The following is a 16,072-nucleotide window of genomic DNA, read 5'->3' on the forward strand; positions in this document are numbered from 1 at the left end:
TCCAGCTCAGATGACCTTGACGGCCGCGGGCGCCAGGCGCGCCGCGGCCCACGCCATCACATCGGGCAGCGGCGCGGGCCGCGCCAGGTGATAGCCCTGCACCAGCCGACAACCTATCGCGTGCAGGGCATCGAGCTCGTCCTGCGTTTCCACGCCTTCGGCAACCACCTGGATGTTCAGCGAGCGGCCGAGCTGGACGATGGCGTCCACCAGCACCACGTTGCCCGGCGAGGACGACAGGTCGAGAATGAAACTGCGGTCGATCTTCACCTGCCGCACGTACTCGCTGCGCAGCGACGCCAGCGACGAATAACCCACGCCGAAGTCGTCGACCACGATTGCCACGCCCGCGGCCGACAGCGCGCTCAGCCGGCTGCGCGTGGCATGCGTGTCGAGCGCCACCTCTTCCGTGATCTCGATCTGCAGCCGGCGCGGTGCCACGCCGCGCGCCTTCAGCATGCCGAGCACGATGTCGTCGACCGCCAGCTGCGCCATCTCGCGCGGCGAGACATTGATGGCAACCGGCACGGCGGCCAGGCTGGAGCCTACGGCCTCCAGCTGGCGCATGCCCAGGCAGACCTCGTCGACCAGATGCCGCAGCAGCGGCTCGGCCACGCCGGTGCTCGCTGCCGCGTAGATCACCTCTTCAGGGGCAATGTGGCCATGGCGCGGATGGTTCCAGCGCATCAATGCCTCGAGGCTGTGAACTTCCCGGCCGTCGCTGTTCATGATCGGCTGGTACCACACGCCGATGTCGCGCGCCTCGATGGCATGGAGAAGGTCGCGCTCCACGTCCCGGCGCGTGGCCAGCCGCTGGTTGAGCGCTTTGTCGAAGACTTGGTAGCGGTTGCGCCCGGTGCGCTTGGCCTCGTAGACGGCCTCGTCGGCAAAGCTGATCATGTCGGCGATCTCGGCCTCGCCCGAGACTGAGATGCCGATGCTCACGCCCAGATGGCCGCCGTAGTGCGCAGTGGCGAATGAGATCGAACGGATCAGCGCCTGCGCAATCGCCGTGGGCGCCTGCCGCTCGTCCTGCAGGCTGTAGAGCACCGCGAACTCGTCGCCGCCCCAGCGGCCGAGCACGGCCTGCATGTCGGCGGTCTCCCGCTGCAGCCAGCGGGCCACGTCCTGCAGCACGCGGTCGCCGACCTTGTGGCCGAAGGCGTCGTTCACCGCCTTGAAGCCGTCGAGGTCCAGCAGCAGCAGGCCGTGCTGGCGGCCGCCGGGTGCGGCGATGTGCAGCGTCGCCGCCTCGGTGAAGCCTTCGCGGTTGAGCAGGCCCGTGAGCGAATCGTGCGAGGCCCGGAAGGCCAGCTGCTGCGTGGCGTCCAGCGACAGCGCGTGCACCAGCCGCAGCTGCGCGGCCATGGCTGTGGCTTCGTTGCGCAGGCGGCTTCCTTCGCGGAAGGTCCTGTCGCTGTGCAGCGCACCGCGCACCAGTGCCGCGAGGTACAGCAGCACCATCGCCGCCAGGCTCAGATTGTCGAAGCCGCCTGCATAGACAAGGCAACCGACCACCGACAGCAGCGCCGGCGTGATGAAGCTGATGGGCACGAGCGCATAGGCAATGCCATAGGTGACGGCCCCCGCGCAGATGCCGCACACCACCGTGAGATAGAACACCGCTTGCGGCGATGAGTAGCCGTCGCACAGAAACGGAATGAGGGCCCACACACAGCCCGACACCGCAGCCAGGACCGCAGCAATGCGCAAGTGCCATTCGACCGGACGACCATTTGGCGAGGTCAGGACATCACTGCCGGGCTCGGCACCGGGCGAAGGCGCGAACGGCCAGCGGCAGATGTAGCTGCGCATCCCGTTCACCATGAGCGACAGCAGCAGCCAGCTCATCCCTTCGAACGCGCGGCCGGCATTGAGGGCGACCAGCGCCGCGGTGAAGCTCAGCACCACGCTGATCGGAATGGCCGAGAGAACGCTGCGGCGCACCGTCACGAGCTGATCGGTGCGCACCATGCGCGACAGCACTTCATCGTCGATGGATGCGGTGGGCAGGGGGACGGGCGCGCTGGGGATCATGGAAGGGGCACAGTTTATAGAGGGCAAGCCCTCCGGCGGCCCGGTTGCTGGCGCGAAAACAACGAACTTTCGTTCTGCTTTCATCGAAGCGTCATCGCGCCATTCGAGACTCGGCGACTTCCTTCGACACGCGCACTTCAGGTGCGCGTCATTTTTTTCAGACCGCCATGTTCATTCTTCCGACCGCCCTCTCGACGCCCCTCCCGTTCCGCCGCACGCTGTTCTCCACCCTCGCCATCGGCACGCTCATGCTGGCCGGCTGCGGCGGCGGAGACTCCAGCGGCCCGGCCTTCTTCCCCGTGGCGCCCAGCACCCCGGCGGCCGTCGCGCCCGCACCCGCTCCCGCGGCCGATCCAGGCCCGTCGGTACCGCCAGGCCGCTGGACCGTGGGCGACCTGCACATCCACACGATCCAGTCGGACGACACGCAGCAGATTTCCACGCTCGACCAGGTGCTGGCCAAGGCCTTCGACCAGTTCGGGCTCGACTGGGCGGCGCTGTCCGACCACCTGCGCCTGTCCTCCTACGACAACAACGGCACCAAGCTGCCGGCGCAGATTCCGTTCTCGGAAGGCATGGCCAAGTACCAGGTGCCGCGCATCAAGGCGCTGCAGGCCGGCGGCAAATATGCCGACAAGACGATCTTCGCGTCCTTCGAATGGGACATGCCCTCGCACGACCACGGCAACGTCGGCATCCTGACCGACAACCCCATGTCGGATGCCGCGCTCAAGGCCGCGAGCCAGTTCGAATACCTCTTCACCAACCGGGCCGCCGCACTCTTCCCGGCCGGCGACGTCACCGCCTGGGGCCCGAAGGCCGGCGTCAACTACGACACGCACGCCGAGACGCTCGCCGCTATCGCCTGGCTCAAGAAGAACTACCCCGACACCAGCTACCTGCAGATCAACCATCCTTCGCGCAACCCCGGCAAGTACACGATCGCCCAGCTGCGCGAGATGAACGACCTCGCGCCGAACATCGTGTTCTCGCTCGAAGGCATGGTCGGCAACCAGATGGAGCCCGACCGCGGCGGCTACAACAGCGCCTACATTCCGGCCAACCTGCCCTCGCGCACCTACGGCGGCGTCGACTACCTCGTCGCCAAGCTCGGCGGCACCTGGGACGCGCTGCTGTCCGAAGGCCGCCACATCTGGAACGTGGCCGACTCCGACTACCACTTCACCACCTCGCAAGGCCAGTACAGCAGCGGCTACGCGCCGGGCGAATACGCCAGGAACCACCTGTGGGGCGACGTCAAGGATCCGAAGTCGCTGCTCTCGGCCCTGCGCTCAGGCAAGCTCTTCGCTGTGAACGGCGGCCTGATCGACGCGCTCGACTTCAAGGTGCAAAGCGCCAAAGGTACTGGCGAGATGGGTTCGGACGTGACGGCCAAGGCCGGTGAAGACCTGAAGATCACCATCCGCTTCAAGAGCCCCGAGCGCAACAACTTCGAATACCAGCTCGGCAGCGGCAACTTCGCCAACGTGAAGCCGGTGGTCGACCACATCGACCTGATCGGCGGCGACGTGACCGGCCCCGAGCTGGCGGGCACGCCGGGCTATGCGCGCGACACCAACCCGTCGACGCGCGTGCTCAAGCGCTTCACCCGCAACGACTGGAAGCTCGATGCCGACGGCTACTTCTCGGTGAGCTACACGGTGAAGGCCGGCAACAACCAGTACTTCCGCCTGCGCGGCACCAACCTGGGAACCGACGTGCCCAACGAAACCGCCGCCGGTGAGCCGCTGCCCGATGCGCAGACCACCGGCACCGACAACGTGGCGCGCTTCAATGCGATCAACGTGCGCAACTACAGCGACCTGTGGTTCTACTCGAACCCGGTGTTCGTGAAGGTCGCGGCGCTGTAGCGAGCGAGCCGGAGCCCGCCCGCATCGATCAGTTCTTCGCGGCGCGCGCCTCCGGCATCGCCGACGAGTGGTGATGCGCGATCAGCCACTGCCCGTTCACCCATTCGTAGACATAGGTGTAGCGGGCATGCACCGTGCCGCCATCCTTGAAGCGGAAGGTGTAGGTTCCGACGTCCTGCGCCACATTGCAGCCGATCTTGACGATGCGCTTGTCGATCGTGCCTTGCGGCTCGCTCTTGAGGAACTTGACGAAGTAGTCGCGGATCTCCGCCGGGTTGGTGCGCGGCTGGTTCGACACGGTCGCCAGCAGCACGCCGTCGGGTGCGTAGTTGGCGACCACCTTGTCGGGGTCCAGCGTGCGCAGCGAGTTGTTCCAGCGGTCGAACAGCGCGCCGATCTGCGCTTCATTGGTCGGCGCGCAGGCAACGGCGCCCGAACCCTGGGCCAGCGCACCGGTGGCGAGAGTGAAAGAAAGAACGCCGAGGGCGGCACTGGTGACGAGACTTTTCTTCACGGAGATTCCTTGTTGTGAAAGTGTTGAAGCACCGGTGTCTGCCGGCGCTGCACCGCATTCGCGAGGCAGGAATCAAGTCTCTGGCGCAGAGATGAACACGACCCGTGCCGGGCCATGAACGCAGGTTGAAGCGCAGATGAACAACGGATGAACGCGCGCCCGGGCGTCCAGTTGTTCAGGCCTCCTGCGCGTCGAGCCGGTAGCCGAAGCCGCGCACGGTCTTGAGCAGCGCGAGCGGGTGGCCCTCGTCGATCTTGGCCCTGAGGCGGCGCACGTAGACGTCGACCACGTTGGTCAGCGGATCCTCGTTGGTGCCCCACACGTTCGAGAGGATGCGCTCGCGGCTGTAGACGCGGCCGGGCGCGCTCATCAGCAGCTCCAGGAAGGCCAGCTCCTTCGCCGTCAGCGCAATCGGCTGTCCGGCCCGCGTGACCTGCATGCGTTCGCGGTCCAGCACGAGGTCGGCCACCTGCAGGCTGCTCGCTTTCACGCGCTGTTCGCGTCCGCGCCGCAGCAGCGCCTCGATGCGCGCGAGCAGCTCCTCGAAGGCAAAGGGCTTGGTCAGATAGTCGTCCGCGCCCAGCCGCAGGCCGTTGACCTTGTCCTCCAGCGAGCTCATGGCCGTGAGCATCAGCACCGGCACATGATGGCCTTCGGCGCGCATCGTCTGGCAGAGCTCCAGGCCGCTGATGCCGGGCAGCATCAGGTCGAGGATGAGCAGCGCCGGCTCACCGCCGCGCGCCAATGCCAGGCCCTCGGTGCCGGTGCGCGCCAGCTGCACGCCATAACCTTCGGCGCGCAGGCCGCGCTGCAGAAAGTCGGCCACGCGCGGATCGTCTTCGACCACGAGGATGTTGTTCATGCGGCCTCCGGCGTTGTGGGGCTGGCTGCGCCATCAAAGCGCGGCAGCCGGATGCGAACCGTCGTGCCCACGAACGGTTCGCTGTCTATGTCGATGCGGCCTTCGTGCGCGACAACGATGGCCTGCGCAATCGACAGGCCAATGCCGGTGCCATCGACCCGATGCGCCCGCGCGCGCTGGCCGCGCGTGAAGCGCTGGAACACCGTGGGCAGCTCGTCGGCGTCGATGCCGATGCCCTTGTCGCGCACCGCGATCTCCGCGCATCCGTCGACTTCACGCCAGCCGATGCGGACCTCGCCGCCCGAGCGCGAATAGCGCACCGCGTTGTCGAGCACGATCACCAAGGCCTGGCGCAGCCGGTCGGCATCGGCATGCACGTAGAGCAGCCCTGGCTGTGCGTCGTGCGAGGCATCGAGGCGAACCCCAACGCCGTGCAGCGCACCCAGCGCCTCGGCCTGCTCGGTGGCATCGCCGACCAGCAGGCCGAGGTCCACCTGGTCCTGCCGCATGACGAGCTGATCGGCCTCGGCGCGCGCGATCAGCATCAGGTCGTCGATCACCCGCGCGAGCTGCTCCACGCCGCCGACGATGCGCGACAGCGTTTCCTTGTATTCGGCCAGTGGCTTGTCGGTGCCGCGCAGCGCAATCTCGGCCTCGCCGCGGATGGCGGTGGCCGGCGTGCGCAGCTCGTGGCTCAGGTCGGCAAACAACTGGCGGCGGCGCTGGTCGATGTTCTGCAGCGTGACGTGCGCGGTCTGCAACTCAACCGTGCGCGCATCCACTGCTTCTTCGAGCTTGTGCCGCGCGGCTTCGGCATCGCTCCGGCGCTGCTGCAGTTCGGCGGCCATGGCGTTGAAGTTCTCGGCCACCTGGCCGAATTCGTCACCCGAGCCGACCGTCATGCGATGGTCCATCTGGCCCGCCTGCAAGGCCTGCGTGCCGGTCAGCAGGCTGGCGATGGGTGCCTGCAGCCGCCGGTTCAGGCGAATGGCGAGCAGCACCGCCGCTGCCAGGGTCAACACAGCGAGGCCGATGGCCTGCAGGCGCAGCACCTCGATGGCGTGCTCGGTGGCCAGGCGCGCGGCCGGCACCGCCTGCTTCTGGCGCTCGATTGCGCCGTTGACGAGTTCGCGCAGGTCGCGCCCGCGCGTCACGTCGAACACCTGGTTGATCTGCTGCCACACCGACGAAAACTCCGCTCCCGGCTGCAGTGGCGTGAGCTGCAGCAGGCGATCCTGGACCGCGGCGATGTTGGCATCGAGCAGGTCGATGCTGGCCGCCAGCTGGGTCACCGCCTCGGGCACCTGTGTGCCCCGCGCCGAGGTCACGGTGGTCCACCAGGCCAGGTCGCGCTGCGTCAGGTCCCGCAGGCTGGCTGCGCTGGAGCGCATGCCGGCCAGCCAGCGGTCGCGCGACTCGATGGGTGCGTCGCCATTCATCAGCCGCAGCGAGGCCCATACCCGCAGCCGCTGCTTGTTGGCGGACAGCTCCAGCAGATCGGACTGGATGTCGCTCGCCAGCCGGCTGTGCTGCGCATAGAAGGTGACGCGCTCGGAGCCCAGGTAGATGAAGGCAGCCTGCACGCAGACCAGCGCAACGAGCGCTGCAAAGGCCAGTGAGAGCCGCGAGCGGAATTTGATGGAAGGCATCGATCGGTGCGAGGCGGATACCTGCTTGGAAGGGTGCGAAGAATAGCCCATGCCCGTTGGACAGTCGGACATCCATCACTTCTGTTGAAGCTCGATTGACCCGAGCATCGATGTTTGCGATGCTCCGGGCGTGATCAACGAACTCAAGACCTTCATTGCGGTGTGCAAGCTCGGCACCTTCGCGGCAGCCGGCGACCGCATCGGCCTCACGCAATCGGCAGTGAGCAGCCAGATGAAGCGGCTCGAAGAGGCCCTGGGCTTCGAGCTCTTCGACCGGACGGGCCGATCGGCCACCTTGAACGTCGCGGGCCAGACGACCTTGCCGCGGGCGGAAGAAATCTGCGCCCTGTTCGCCAAGCTCGGCGAACTTCCTCACGACGACGCCACCCGGGGGCTCCTTCGCATCGGTTCGATTGCGTCGGCGCAACCAACTCTGCTGGCGCGCGCGCTTGAGCAGCTGCGCAAATCATTCCCCCTTGTGCGCGTCCATGTGTCGCCCGGCGTCTCGATGCGCCTGATGGACGACCTGGACGCCGGCAAGATCGATGCGGCCGTGATCATCCGCCCGCCCTTCGGAATGCCTCCCGACCTGACGTGGCAGGCGTTGGTGCAGGAGCCCTTTGTGCTGGTCGTGCCCAAGGCCGTTCCCGCAACGAAGAACTGGCGGGCGCTGATCCAGGAACAGCCGTTCCTTCGCTACGACAGGGCTTCGTTCGGAGGGCGGATGGTCGAGGCGTTTCTGCGCCGGGAAGGCCTTTCGGTCAACGACGCCATCGAGATCGACGAGATCCCCGGGTTGATTCATCTGGCCTCCAGGGGCCTGGGCGTGGCGCTTGTGCCGCTGGTCGAGGCGCATCTTCCGATGCCTGCGGGGGTGCGCATCGTCTCGCTGGGCGAGTTCACTTTCCATCGCGAAATCGGCTTGCTTCATCGCAAGCCCCGGGCCAGTCCGCCCGTGGTGGCGCACTTCGCCCAATGCCTGCGCGATGCGGTCGACGCGACGGCACCGACTCGCCGACGTTCGGCGTAGTGCCGACTTGACCGGCTCGGCCCCTCAATCGCCCGGTATGTGGGGCGGATTCAGCACCACGGGCTTCGCCGACTTCTTGCGCATGCGGATGTTGAGCATTTCCACGCTCAGCGAGAAAGCCATTGCGAAGTACACATACCCCTTGGGCACGTGATGCTCGAAGCCTTCGGCAACCAGCACGACACCCACCACCACCAGGAAGGACAGCGCCAGCATCTTGATGGTGGGATGGTTGGAGACGAAGCGGCCGATCGGCCCGGCGAACAGCATCATGAGCAGCACCGAAGCGATCACCGCTGCGATCATGACGCGCACGTCGTCCACCATGCCGACCGCGGTGATGATCGAATCGAGCGAGAACACCAGGTCGATGAGCATGATCTGCAGGATCACCGAGGCGAAGGTCGCCTTGGCCGTGCTCTGCTTGTGCTCATGTTCGCCTTCCAGCGACTGGTGAACCTCGCTCGTGCTCTTCCAGATCAGGAACAGCCCACCCAGTATCAGGATCAGGTCGCGGCCCGAGATCTCCTGGCCGAACACCACGAAGAGCGGCTTCACCAGCCCGACGATCCATGCCAGCACCAGCAGCAGGCCGATGCGCATGAACATGGCCATGAAAAGGCCGATGCGCCGTGCGAATTCGCGCTGGGCCAGCGGCAGCTTGTCGACCAGGATCGAGATGAAGATGATGTTGTCGATCCCGAGGACCAGCTCAAGCGCGGTCAGGGTGGCGAAGGCGATCCAGACCTGGGGATCGGAGAGAAGTTGGAGCATGGGCGCGACTCTGTTGCGTCAACGCGCGGTCGGCGACCGCGGCGGGCGAGCGCATCTTAAAGGCGCGCACGCACATGGCGCCAGCGCCCCCGCGACCCATGGGCCATTGCCCGTTCAGCGGGCGAAAAGCGAGCTCAGGTCCGCGAACGACTTCATCTCGATGGCGTTCCCGGAGGGGTCCAGGAAGAACATCGTCGCCTGCTCGCCAGGCTCGCCCTTGAACCGGATATAGGGCTCGATGACGAACTTGGTCTGGCGGGCGATGAGCTTGTCGGCCATGGCCTGCCATTGGTCCATGGGAACGATCGCGCCGAAGTGACGCACCGGCACGTCGTGACCGTCGACCGAACTGCTCTGGTGGTGGCCGCATTCGTCGGGCGCCAGGTGCGCCACGATCTGATGGCCGTAGAAATCGAAGTCCACCCATTCGGGCGCGCTGCGGCCTTCGGGGCATCCCAGCAAGTCGCCGTAGAACGCGCGTGCCTCGGCGATGTCGCGCACCGGAAACGCGAGATGAAAGGGGATGCGGGTGGTTGCGTTGCTCATGGTTCTTGCCATCGAAAGTGGGGGATGGACGGGACTCTAAGCAGCGCGTCTCACAACTGAAAGCGATATATTTTTTCTCTGAGCCACACGGATTTCGATCAGTCAATGAGATCGAGAGCGACAGAAACGGCCGGCTCCCCCGATGCAATCCGCGCGACCGTCGGGATGTGAAAACCTCATGGCGACGGGCTGAGCGAGGGCGCCTGGTCCGACCTGCAGTTTGTCGGCCAACCTGCGCCGGTCCAGTTCACCGTGCAATTCGCGCCACGGTCAACCACCTGGCATAGGCCTTCTGTCCTTTCGGCGCCCGTTACCGAATAGGCGCCATCTCGCTCGCTGATAACCGCTTCAGCCTGCTCCTTCGTGAAGCCAAATGCACCGGGAGCTCCATTCGCGACGCGAGCCGTCAAGTTGCACGCGAGCAAAGTAATGGAGTGCAGGGCCACGCCAGCGCTCAGACGCCCCGACACCTTGGAGATTTTCAGCACGTCGCGGCTCGAAGGGAAATCCAGCGCCACGTCGGTGCGGCCTGTACGGCGCACTGTCGAGTTCGCCGCGTTGGAGAACACCCGGATGAACCCCAGAGCCTCATCGTCCTGCATGACCCTGATGATCGGGGGATCCTTTCTCGGCATCACGACTTCTCCCGGGTTTTCGCTCTGCTGCTTGCGCAACCACGTCCAGCCGCTCACCGGCGACGTGTTGAAGGCGTAGGCGATCTTCACGTCCTCACTCATGTATGCGGCCAGTTGCGCCATGCTGCCCCCCAAGGAATGCCCGGCTGTGTAGATCTCGACATTCGGGGCGTCTTTCTTCAATTTTCTGACGATCTCTTTCAATCCGATCCGGACCTGCACGAACTGCTGTGGTTCGAGATTCAGCGCCATCGCCAGATTCGCTTCCCAATCGGGCAACAACTGGCCGCTGTAGTTCTCCGTACCGCGAAAGACAATGAACGCTTGTGTGATCGGCCCGTCGGGCAGGCGATAAACGAAGGTCTCGTAGTACAGGCCTCCCACGGCTTTGCAGCCGACCCCCGAGTGCTCCCATGACTCCCATTTGCCGGCACCGGCGGACGGGACCCTCTTCAGCCGCTCCAGCGGATGCAGATCCGGCCTGTAGGCGCAGTCGCCCCGGCTTGCCTCAGGCGCATACCGTCGGTAGACCACTTTGCTCAGCACTGCAGGCCACGCCATCTGGCCGAGCACTTCGGCCGCGGAGGTTGCCTGGGCCACTTCCTGGGGCGTCCACGGCTTGCGTATTGCAACGGCGGACGGCGAACTGCCTATCGTCGGTTTCTGAATCCTATCGACCCTCGCTCCCTCGAGCGAGCGGCTGGCAGCGGAGATCACCGCGCTGTAGCAGTCGGACGCGTCGGTATCCCGGTAGCGATGGTCCAGAACGTGCCGCTTTTCCGGTGAGGAGCCATTGCGGCACTCTTCCACCTCACGCCTCATCTCCTCGGCCATCTCGGCGCGGTACAGCTTCGCCTCGCGGTTGACGGAATAGAGACCACAGCCTCCCAACGCGGCACAGCAAAGCAGCACCGCCATGCACCGGGCGGCACGCCCCCAGTTTTCTCTTTGCATCTCCACCTCCAAATGTTTGCCGCAGCATAGCGGCGCGCTACGCACGCCACGGGGTTCACCCCGCAGCGTCGGCAGCGCATCAGGGAATCTACGGATATATGATTCCCCGAATGGTCTTGATTGAGTGCATTTTTTGTATACAAATAACGCATCCGAAAAACACGTACTCAATCCACCCCACTCGCACGAGGAAAAGACCATGAGCACAGTCGTCAGCCACGCCCCCGCGGGGGCAAGCGAAGCCGGCATTGCGCCGCACGCGGAATCGAACGCCCTCATCAAGCCCGGCTACCACCCGCGCCTGACCAACGAAGACCTCGCTCCGCTGAAGAAGCAGACCTGGGGCCAATACAACATCTTTGCCTTCTGGATGTCCGACGTGCACAGCGTGGGCGGCTACATCACGGCCGGCAGCCTGTTCGCGCTGGGCCTGTCGAGCTGGCAGGTGCTGGTGTCGCTGCTGGTGGGCATCGTGATCGTGCAGTTCTTCTGCAACCTGGTGGCCAAGCCCAGCCAGGTCACGGGTGTGCCCTACCCCGTGGTGTGCCGCGCGCCCTTCGGCGTGCTGGGCGCGAACATTCCGGCCATCATCCGCGGGTTGATCGCGGTGGCTTGGTACGGCGTGCAAACGTACCTTGCCTCGGCGGCGTTCATGGTGCTGGCGCTGCACATGGCCCCGGGCCTCGCGCCGTATGCCGATGTCGCGCAGTACGGCTTCGTCGGCCTCTCGGCGCTTGGCTGGGTCGCGTTCATGGTCATGTGGGTGCTGCAGGCCTTCGTGTTCTGGCGCGGCATGGATGCCATCCGCAAGTTCATCGACTGGGCCGGCCCGGCGGTGTACGTGGTGATGGCCGTGCTCTGCGGCTGGCTGGTGTGGAAGGCCGGCTGGAGCAACATCGACCTGAACCTGGGCGGCATCAAGTTCCAGGGCTGGGACGCGCTGCCGGTGATGCTCTCGGCCATTGCGCTGGTGGTGAGTTACTTCAGCGGCCCGATGCTCAACTTCGGCGATTTCTCGCGCTACGGCAAGAGCTTCGACGCGGTGAAGAAGGGCAACTTCTGGGGCCTGCCGGTGAACTTCGTGTTCTTCTCGCTGCTGACCGTCATCACCACCGCCGCCACGCTGCCCGTGTTTGGTGAACTCATCACCGATCCGGTGCACACCGTGGGCAAGATCGACAGCACCACCGCCGTGGTGCTGGGCGCACTGACCTTCATGATCGCCACCATCGGCATCAACATCGTGGCCAACTTCGTCTCGCCGGCCTTCGATTTCTCGAACGTGGCGCCACAGCACATCAGCTGGCGCACGGGCGGCATGATCGCCGCGGTGGGCTCGGTGTTTCTCACGCCGTGGAACCTCTACAACAGCCCCGAGGTCATTCACTACACGCTCGACGTGCTGGGTTCGTTCATCGGCCCGCTGTTCGGCATCCTGATTGCCGACTACTACATCGTGCGCAAGCAGCGCATCGACGTGGACGCGCTCTACACGATGAGCCCCAAGGGCGAATACTGGTACAGCGGCGGCTACAACCCGAAGGCGATCCAGGCGCTGGTGCCGTCCGCCCTCGTGCCGATCCTGTGCGTGATGGTGCCGGCGCTGCGCGGTGGCGCCAACTATGCTTGGTTCATCGGCATGGGCTTGGGCTTCGTCCTCTATGCCCTGCTGAACCGTAACAGCAAGACTTGAACTGAAAGAGAAAGAAAGGGACCGCGCCGTGCGCATCAAGATCATCAATCCCAACACCACCTGGAGCATGACCGAGAAGATCGGCGCCTGCGCCCGCGCGGTGGCGCATGCCGGCACCGAGATCGTGGCCGTGAGCCCGGCCATGGGGCCGGTCTCCATCGAAAGCCACTACGACGAGGCGCTGGCCGTGCCGGGCTTGCTGCAGGAGATCGCTTCGGGCGAGCGCGACGGGATCGACGGCTACGTGATCGCCTGCTTCGGCGACCCGGGCCTGAAGGCCGCGCGCGAGCTGGCACGCGGCCCGGTGGTGGGCATCGCCGAGGCGGCGATGCACCTGGCCAGCATGATCGGCAGCCGCTTCAGCGTGGTGACCACCCTGGGCCGCACCATGGGCCAGGCCTGGCACCTGGCCGAGATCTACGGCATGGAGCGCTTCTGCGCCAACGTGCGCGCCTGCGAACTGCCCGTGCTCGAACTGGAAGAGCCGGGCTCGGGCGCGCGGGAACGCATCGTCGACGAGTGCCGGCGCGCGCTCGAAGAAGACGGCTCCGACTGCATCGTGCTCGGCTGTGCGGGCATGACCGACCTGTGCGCGCACATCGAGCAGGTGCTCGGCGTGCCCGTGATCGACGGCGTGGCCGCGGGCACCAAGCTGGTCGAATCGCTCGTTGCCCTGAAGCTGCGCACCAGCAAGCGCGGCGAATTGGCAAAGCCCCTGCCCAAGCCCATCATTGGTGCGCTCGAGGGCTTCACTCTCCCGCGCTAGGCCACAATCCGCGCATGCCCCGCGCCAGTTCCAAACCCTCCGCTTCCCCTGCCACCGCCGTTCCGGACGAGAACGGCGTGGCTGCAGCCGACAAGAACAGCTCCATCGAAAGCATCGCCAACGACATCGCCACCGCGATCGTCGAGAAGCGCCTGCCGCCCGGCACCTGGCTGCGCGAAGAAGCGCTGGGCCGCGTGTATTCGGTGAGCCGCACCAAGGTGCGCGCCGCGCTGCTGATGCTGTCGAAGGACAAGCTCATCGAGATGATTCCCGACAAGGGCGCCTTCGTCTGCCAGCCCTCGGTGGAAGAGGCCCGCGAGGTGTTCGCGGTGCGCCGCATCCTCGAAAGCGAAGTGGTGCGCCTGTTCATCGCCGCCGCGCGGCCGCGCGACTACCAGGTGCTGGAGCAGCACATCAAGTTCGAGCGCACCGCACTGCGCCAGACCACCACCACGGGCACCGTGCGCGAGAAGCTGCTGGGCGACTTCCACGTGGCGCTGGCCGAGGCCACCGGCAACCGCACGCTCGCCGAGCTGGTGCGTGAACTGGTCGCACGCAGCTCGCTGATTGCGATGCTCTACCACTCGTCGAACGACCCGCATTGCTCGTCGGACGAGCACGCCGATTTCCTGCGCCTGTGCCGCAAGGGCGACGTGGAGGCAGCCGTGACGAGCATGATCGACCACCTGGAGCGCATCGAGTCCAGCCTCGAACTCGGCACCGAAAAGCCCGACCGCCAGCTCGATCTGGTCAAGGCGCTGCTCGCCTGACCCCACACGGCCGGCAGGGCCGGTGCGGCTGTCACACAACCGCGTCATGCTGTAGCCCGAATGGCTTACGCGTTTTTCCCGTGCGCGATCGCCGCCGACGAACAACTTCCACAGCATGCCCCGGCAAACACGGCCCAACGCCACCCCTGCCTCGCCTCCTGCGATCTCGCCCTTCTTCCAGCCCATCGTGGATCTGCGCAAGGGCACGGTCTTCGGCCATGAAGCCCTCATTCGCGGACCGACCGGCACCCCGCTCCACAGCCCGCAGGCGCTGCTTGCACTTGCCGCGGCCGAGTCGCGGCTGACCGAATTCGAATTGCTGTGCGTGGAAGTCATCCTCGCCCAGTGGGGCCGCCTGCCCGATGCGGGCCGGCTGTTCGTGAACATGAGCGCCGACGCGCTGGTCGCGGCCATGGGCGGCGCGGGCACGGCGTGCTGGCTCGAACGCATGCTCGCGCACCACAACGTCAGCGCCCGCGACGTGACCGTGGAGCTCACCGAGCAGCGGGCCACCGGCAGCCCCGAGGCGCTTGGGCGTGCGGTCGAGACGCTGCATGCGCTTGGCGCACGCGTCGCGCTCGACGACTTCGGCGAAGGCCATTCCAACCTGCGGCGCTGGAAAGACCTGCAGCCAGACTTCGTGAAGATCGACAAGCTGCTCACCCAGGGCATCGCCAACAGCCCGCAGAGCGTGGCGCTGGTGCGCGCCATCGTCGGCTTCGGCAACGCGCTGGGCACCGAGCTCATTGCAGAGGGCGTGGAAGACGCGAAGGACCTGCACGTGCTGCGCGACCTCGGCATTGCCCACGGCCAGGGCTACCTGTTCGGCCGGCCGACGCCAGCGTTGCAGCCGGCGCTGCCCGAGCCCATGGCGGCCACCATCCGCGACACCCGCATCGCCGTGATGCCGCACGCGTCGCAACCGTCGCAGCCCAACGTGCTGCGCAGCCTGTCGGTCATCCAGGCGCCTGCGCTCAGCCCGCAGACGCCGATCGACGAGGTCTCCGCAATCTTCCAGAAGCACCCCGAGCTGCATGCGCTCGCCGTGGTCGACAAGGGCACCCCCGTCTCGCTGATCAACCGGCAGTCGTTCATGAACGACTACGCGCGGATGTACTTCCGCGAGGTCCATGGCCGCCGCCCCTGCCTGGCCTACGGCAGCAGCACCCCGCGCATCGTGGAGCGCGAGGAGAACGTCGAGAGCCTGCTCGGCATCCTGATGTCTGAAGACCAGCGCTACCTGAGCGAAGGTTTCATCGTCACGGAGAAGAAGCGCTACGTCGGCCTGGGCACGGGCGACCAGCTCGTGCGCGCCGTGACCGAGGCGCGCATCGAGGCCGCCCGGCACGCCAATCCGCTGACCTCATTGCCGGGCAACATCCCCATCAACATCCACATTGCGCGCCTGCTCGACAGCGGTGCCGACTTTGCTGCCTGCTATGCCGACCTGAACAACTTCAAGGTGTTCAACGACCACTACGGCTACTGGCGCGGCGACGAAATGATTTTGCTGCTCGCGCGACTGGCGACGCAGCATGCAGACGCCCATCGCGACTTCGTCGGCCACATCGGCGGCGACGACTTCCTGGTGCTGTTCCAGAGCCCTGACTGGCACCGGCGCTGCACCGCTCTGATCGACGACTTCAACCGGCAGGCGCCCGGCCTCTACGACGAAGCGGAAAGACAGTCCGGTGGCATCGAAGGCGAGGACCGGCATGGCGTGGTCCGGTTCACGCCCTTCTCCACGCTGTCCATCGGCGCGGTGCGCATTCCGCCGGGAATGTTCAGCCATGCCGAGGATGTGGCGAGCGAAGCGGCCATTGCGAAGCACGATGCCAAGCAGGCGGCCTCGGGCCTCACGGTGCGCGAGGCCCGGCCGCGCGCATAGCGCAGGGATTCATGCGTCGATGGTCCCGGCGGCCGGCGACAGTCTTGCGGCCTTGACCACCCGGCGAGGCCCCTGCGCGGATG

13 protein-coding genes are annotated in these 16,072 nt (G+C 66.0%); 6 read left to right on the top strand and 7 right to left on the bottom strand.

All coding sequences use genetic code 11. From position 1 onward, the window contains the following. Nucleotides 1-6: 6 nt before the first annotated feature. Nucleotides 7-2,037 carry a putative bifunctional diguanylate cyclase/phosphodiesterase gene (locus ACN9MV_RS23610; RefSeq protein WP_426389732.1) on the bottom strand — a complete coding sequence of 677 codons (2,031 nt, stop codon included), beginning with the start codon at nt 2,035-2,037 and terminating at the stop codon, nt 7-9. Nucleotides 2,038-2,204: 167 nt separating this feature from the next. Between ACN9MV_RS23610 and ACN9MV_RS23615 the strand changes: the two genes are divergently transcribed. Beyond that, complete coding sequence (locus tag ACN9MV_RS23615) at nt 2,205-3,908, top strand: S-layer protein (RefSeq protein WP_426389734.1); 1,704 nt, start codon at nt 2,205-2,207, stop codon at nt 3,906-3,908. 28 nt (nt 3,909-3,936) lie between these two features. On the opposite strand, the gene ACN9MV_RS23620 is transcribed toward ACN9MV_RS23615, so the two are convergent. The 3 genes from ACN9MV_RS23620 to ACN9MV_RS23630 form a co-directional block, all read right to left on the bottom strand. Then, nucleotides 3,937-4,422: an SgcJ/EcaC family oxidoreductase gene (locus ACN9MV_RS23620; RefSeq protein ID WP_093081350.1), complete on the bottom strand. Its 486-nt coding sequence runs from the start codon at nt 4,420-4,422 to the stop codon at nt 3,937-3,939. 175 nt (nt 4,423-4,597) lie between these two features. Next, entirely contained in the window at nt 4,598-5,284 is a 687-nt protein-coding gene (locus tag ACN9MV_RS23625) for a response regulator transcription factor (protein ID WP_093058870.1), read from the bottom strand. Next, nucleotides 5,281-6,933 carry a sensor histidine kinase gene (locus ACN9MV_RS23630; protein WP_426389737.1) on the bottom strand — a complete coding sequence of 551 codons (1,653 nt, stop codon included), beginning with the start codon at nt 6,931-6,933 and terminating at the stop codon, nt 5,281-5,283. Before ACN9MV_RS23630 ends, ACN9MV_RS23625 begins: the two co-directional genes overlap by 4 nt. A gap of 130 nt (nt 6,934-7,063) precedes the next feature. Between ACN9MV_RS23630 and ACN9MV_RS23635 the strand changes: the two genes are divergently transcribed. Beyond that, complete coding sequence (locus ACN9MV_RS23635; RefSeq protein ID WP_426389739.1) at nt 7,064-7,963, top strand: LysR substrate-binding domain-containing protein; 900 nt, start codon at nt 7,064-7,066, stop codon at nt 7,961-7,963. 24 nt (nt 7,964-7,987) lie between these two features. Here the strand turns inward: ACN9MV_RS23635 and ACN9MV_RS23640 are convergent, their stop codons facing one another. From ACN9MV_RS23640 to ACN9MV_RS23650, 3 genes are all read right to left on the bottom strand, one after another. After that, nucleotides 7,988-8,737 carry a TerC family protein gene (locus ACN9MV_RS23640; protein WP_093081345.1) on the bottom strand — a complete coding sequence of 250 codons (750 nt, stop codon included), beginning with the start codon at nt 8,735-8,737 and terminating at the stop codon, nt 7,988-7,990. A gap of 114 nt (nt 8,738-8,851) precedes the next feature. Further along, nucleotides 8,852-9,238: a VOC family protein gene (locus ACN9MV_RS23645; protein WP_371127416.1), complete on the bottom strand. Its 387-nt coding sequence runs from the start codon at nt 9,236-9,238 to the stop codon at nt 8,852-8,854. Nucleotides 9,239-9,459: 221 nt separating this feature from the next. Further along, a complete protein-coding gene (locus ACN9MV_RS23650) occupies nt 9,460-10,872 on the bottom strand; it encodes a lipase family protein (RefSeq protein ID WP_143047847.1) in 1,413 nt (470 codons plus the stop codon). A gap of 199 nt (nt 10,873-11,071) precedes the next feature. Here ACN9MV_RS23650 and ACN9MV_RS23655 point away from each other — a divergent pair, with 199 nt between their 5' ends. The 4 genes from ACN9MV_RS23655 (at nt 11,072) to ACN9MV_RS23670 (ending at nt 15,989) form a co-directional block, all read left to right on the top strand. Further along, nucleotides 11,072-12,565 carry an NCS1 family nucleobase:cation symporter-1 gene (locus ACN9MV_RS23655; RefSeq protein WP_426389742.1) on the top strand — a complete coding sequence of 498 codons (1,494 nt, stop codon included), beginning with the start codon at nt 11,072-11,074 and terminating at the stop codon, nt 12,563-12,565. A 28-nt stretch (nt 12,566-12,593) separates the two neighbouring features. After that, nucleotides 12,594-13,331, top strand: coding sequence for an aspartate/glutamate racemase family protein (locus ACN9MV_RS23660; protein WP_426389744.1), 738 nt, complete (start codon nt 12,594-12,596; stop codon nt 13,329-13,331). A gap of 14 nt (nt 13,332-13,345) precedes the next feature. Continuing rightward, nucleotides 13,346-14,101, top strand: a complete 756-nt coding sequence (locus tag ACN9MV_RS23665; protein WP_093058878.1) for a GntR family transcriptional regulator — start codon at nt 13,346-13,348, stop codon at nt 14,099-14,101. Between the two features lie 115 nt (nt 14,102-14,216). Next, nucleotides 14,217-15,989, top strand: coding sequence for an EAL domain-containing protein (locus ACN9MV_RS23670; RefSeq protein ID WP_426389746.1), 1,773 nt, complete (start codon nt 14,217-14,219; stop codon nt 15,987-15,989). The last annotated feature ends 83 nt before the right edge of the window (nt 15,990-16,072 follow it).

This window comes from Variovorax sp. R-27, from assembly GCF_049913215.1.
GTDB lineage: Bacteria > Pseudomonadota > Gammaproteobacteria > Burkholderiales > Burkholderiaceae_C > Variovorax.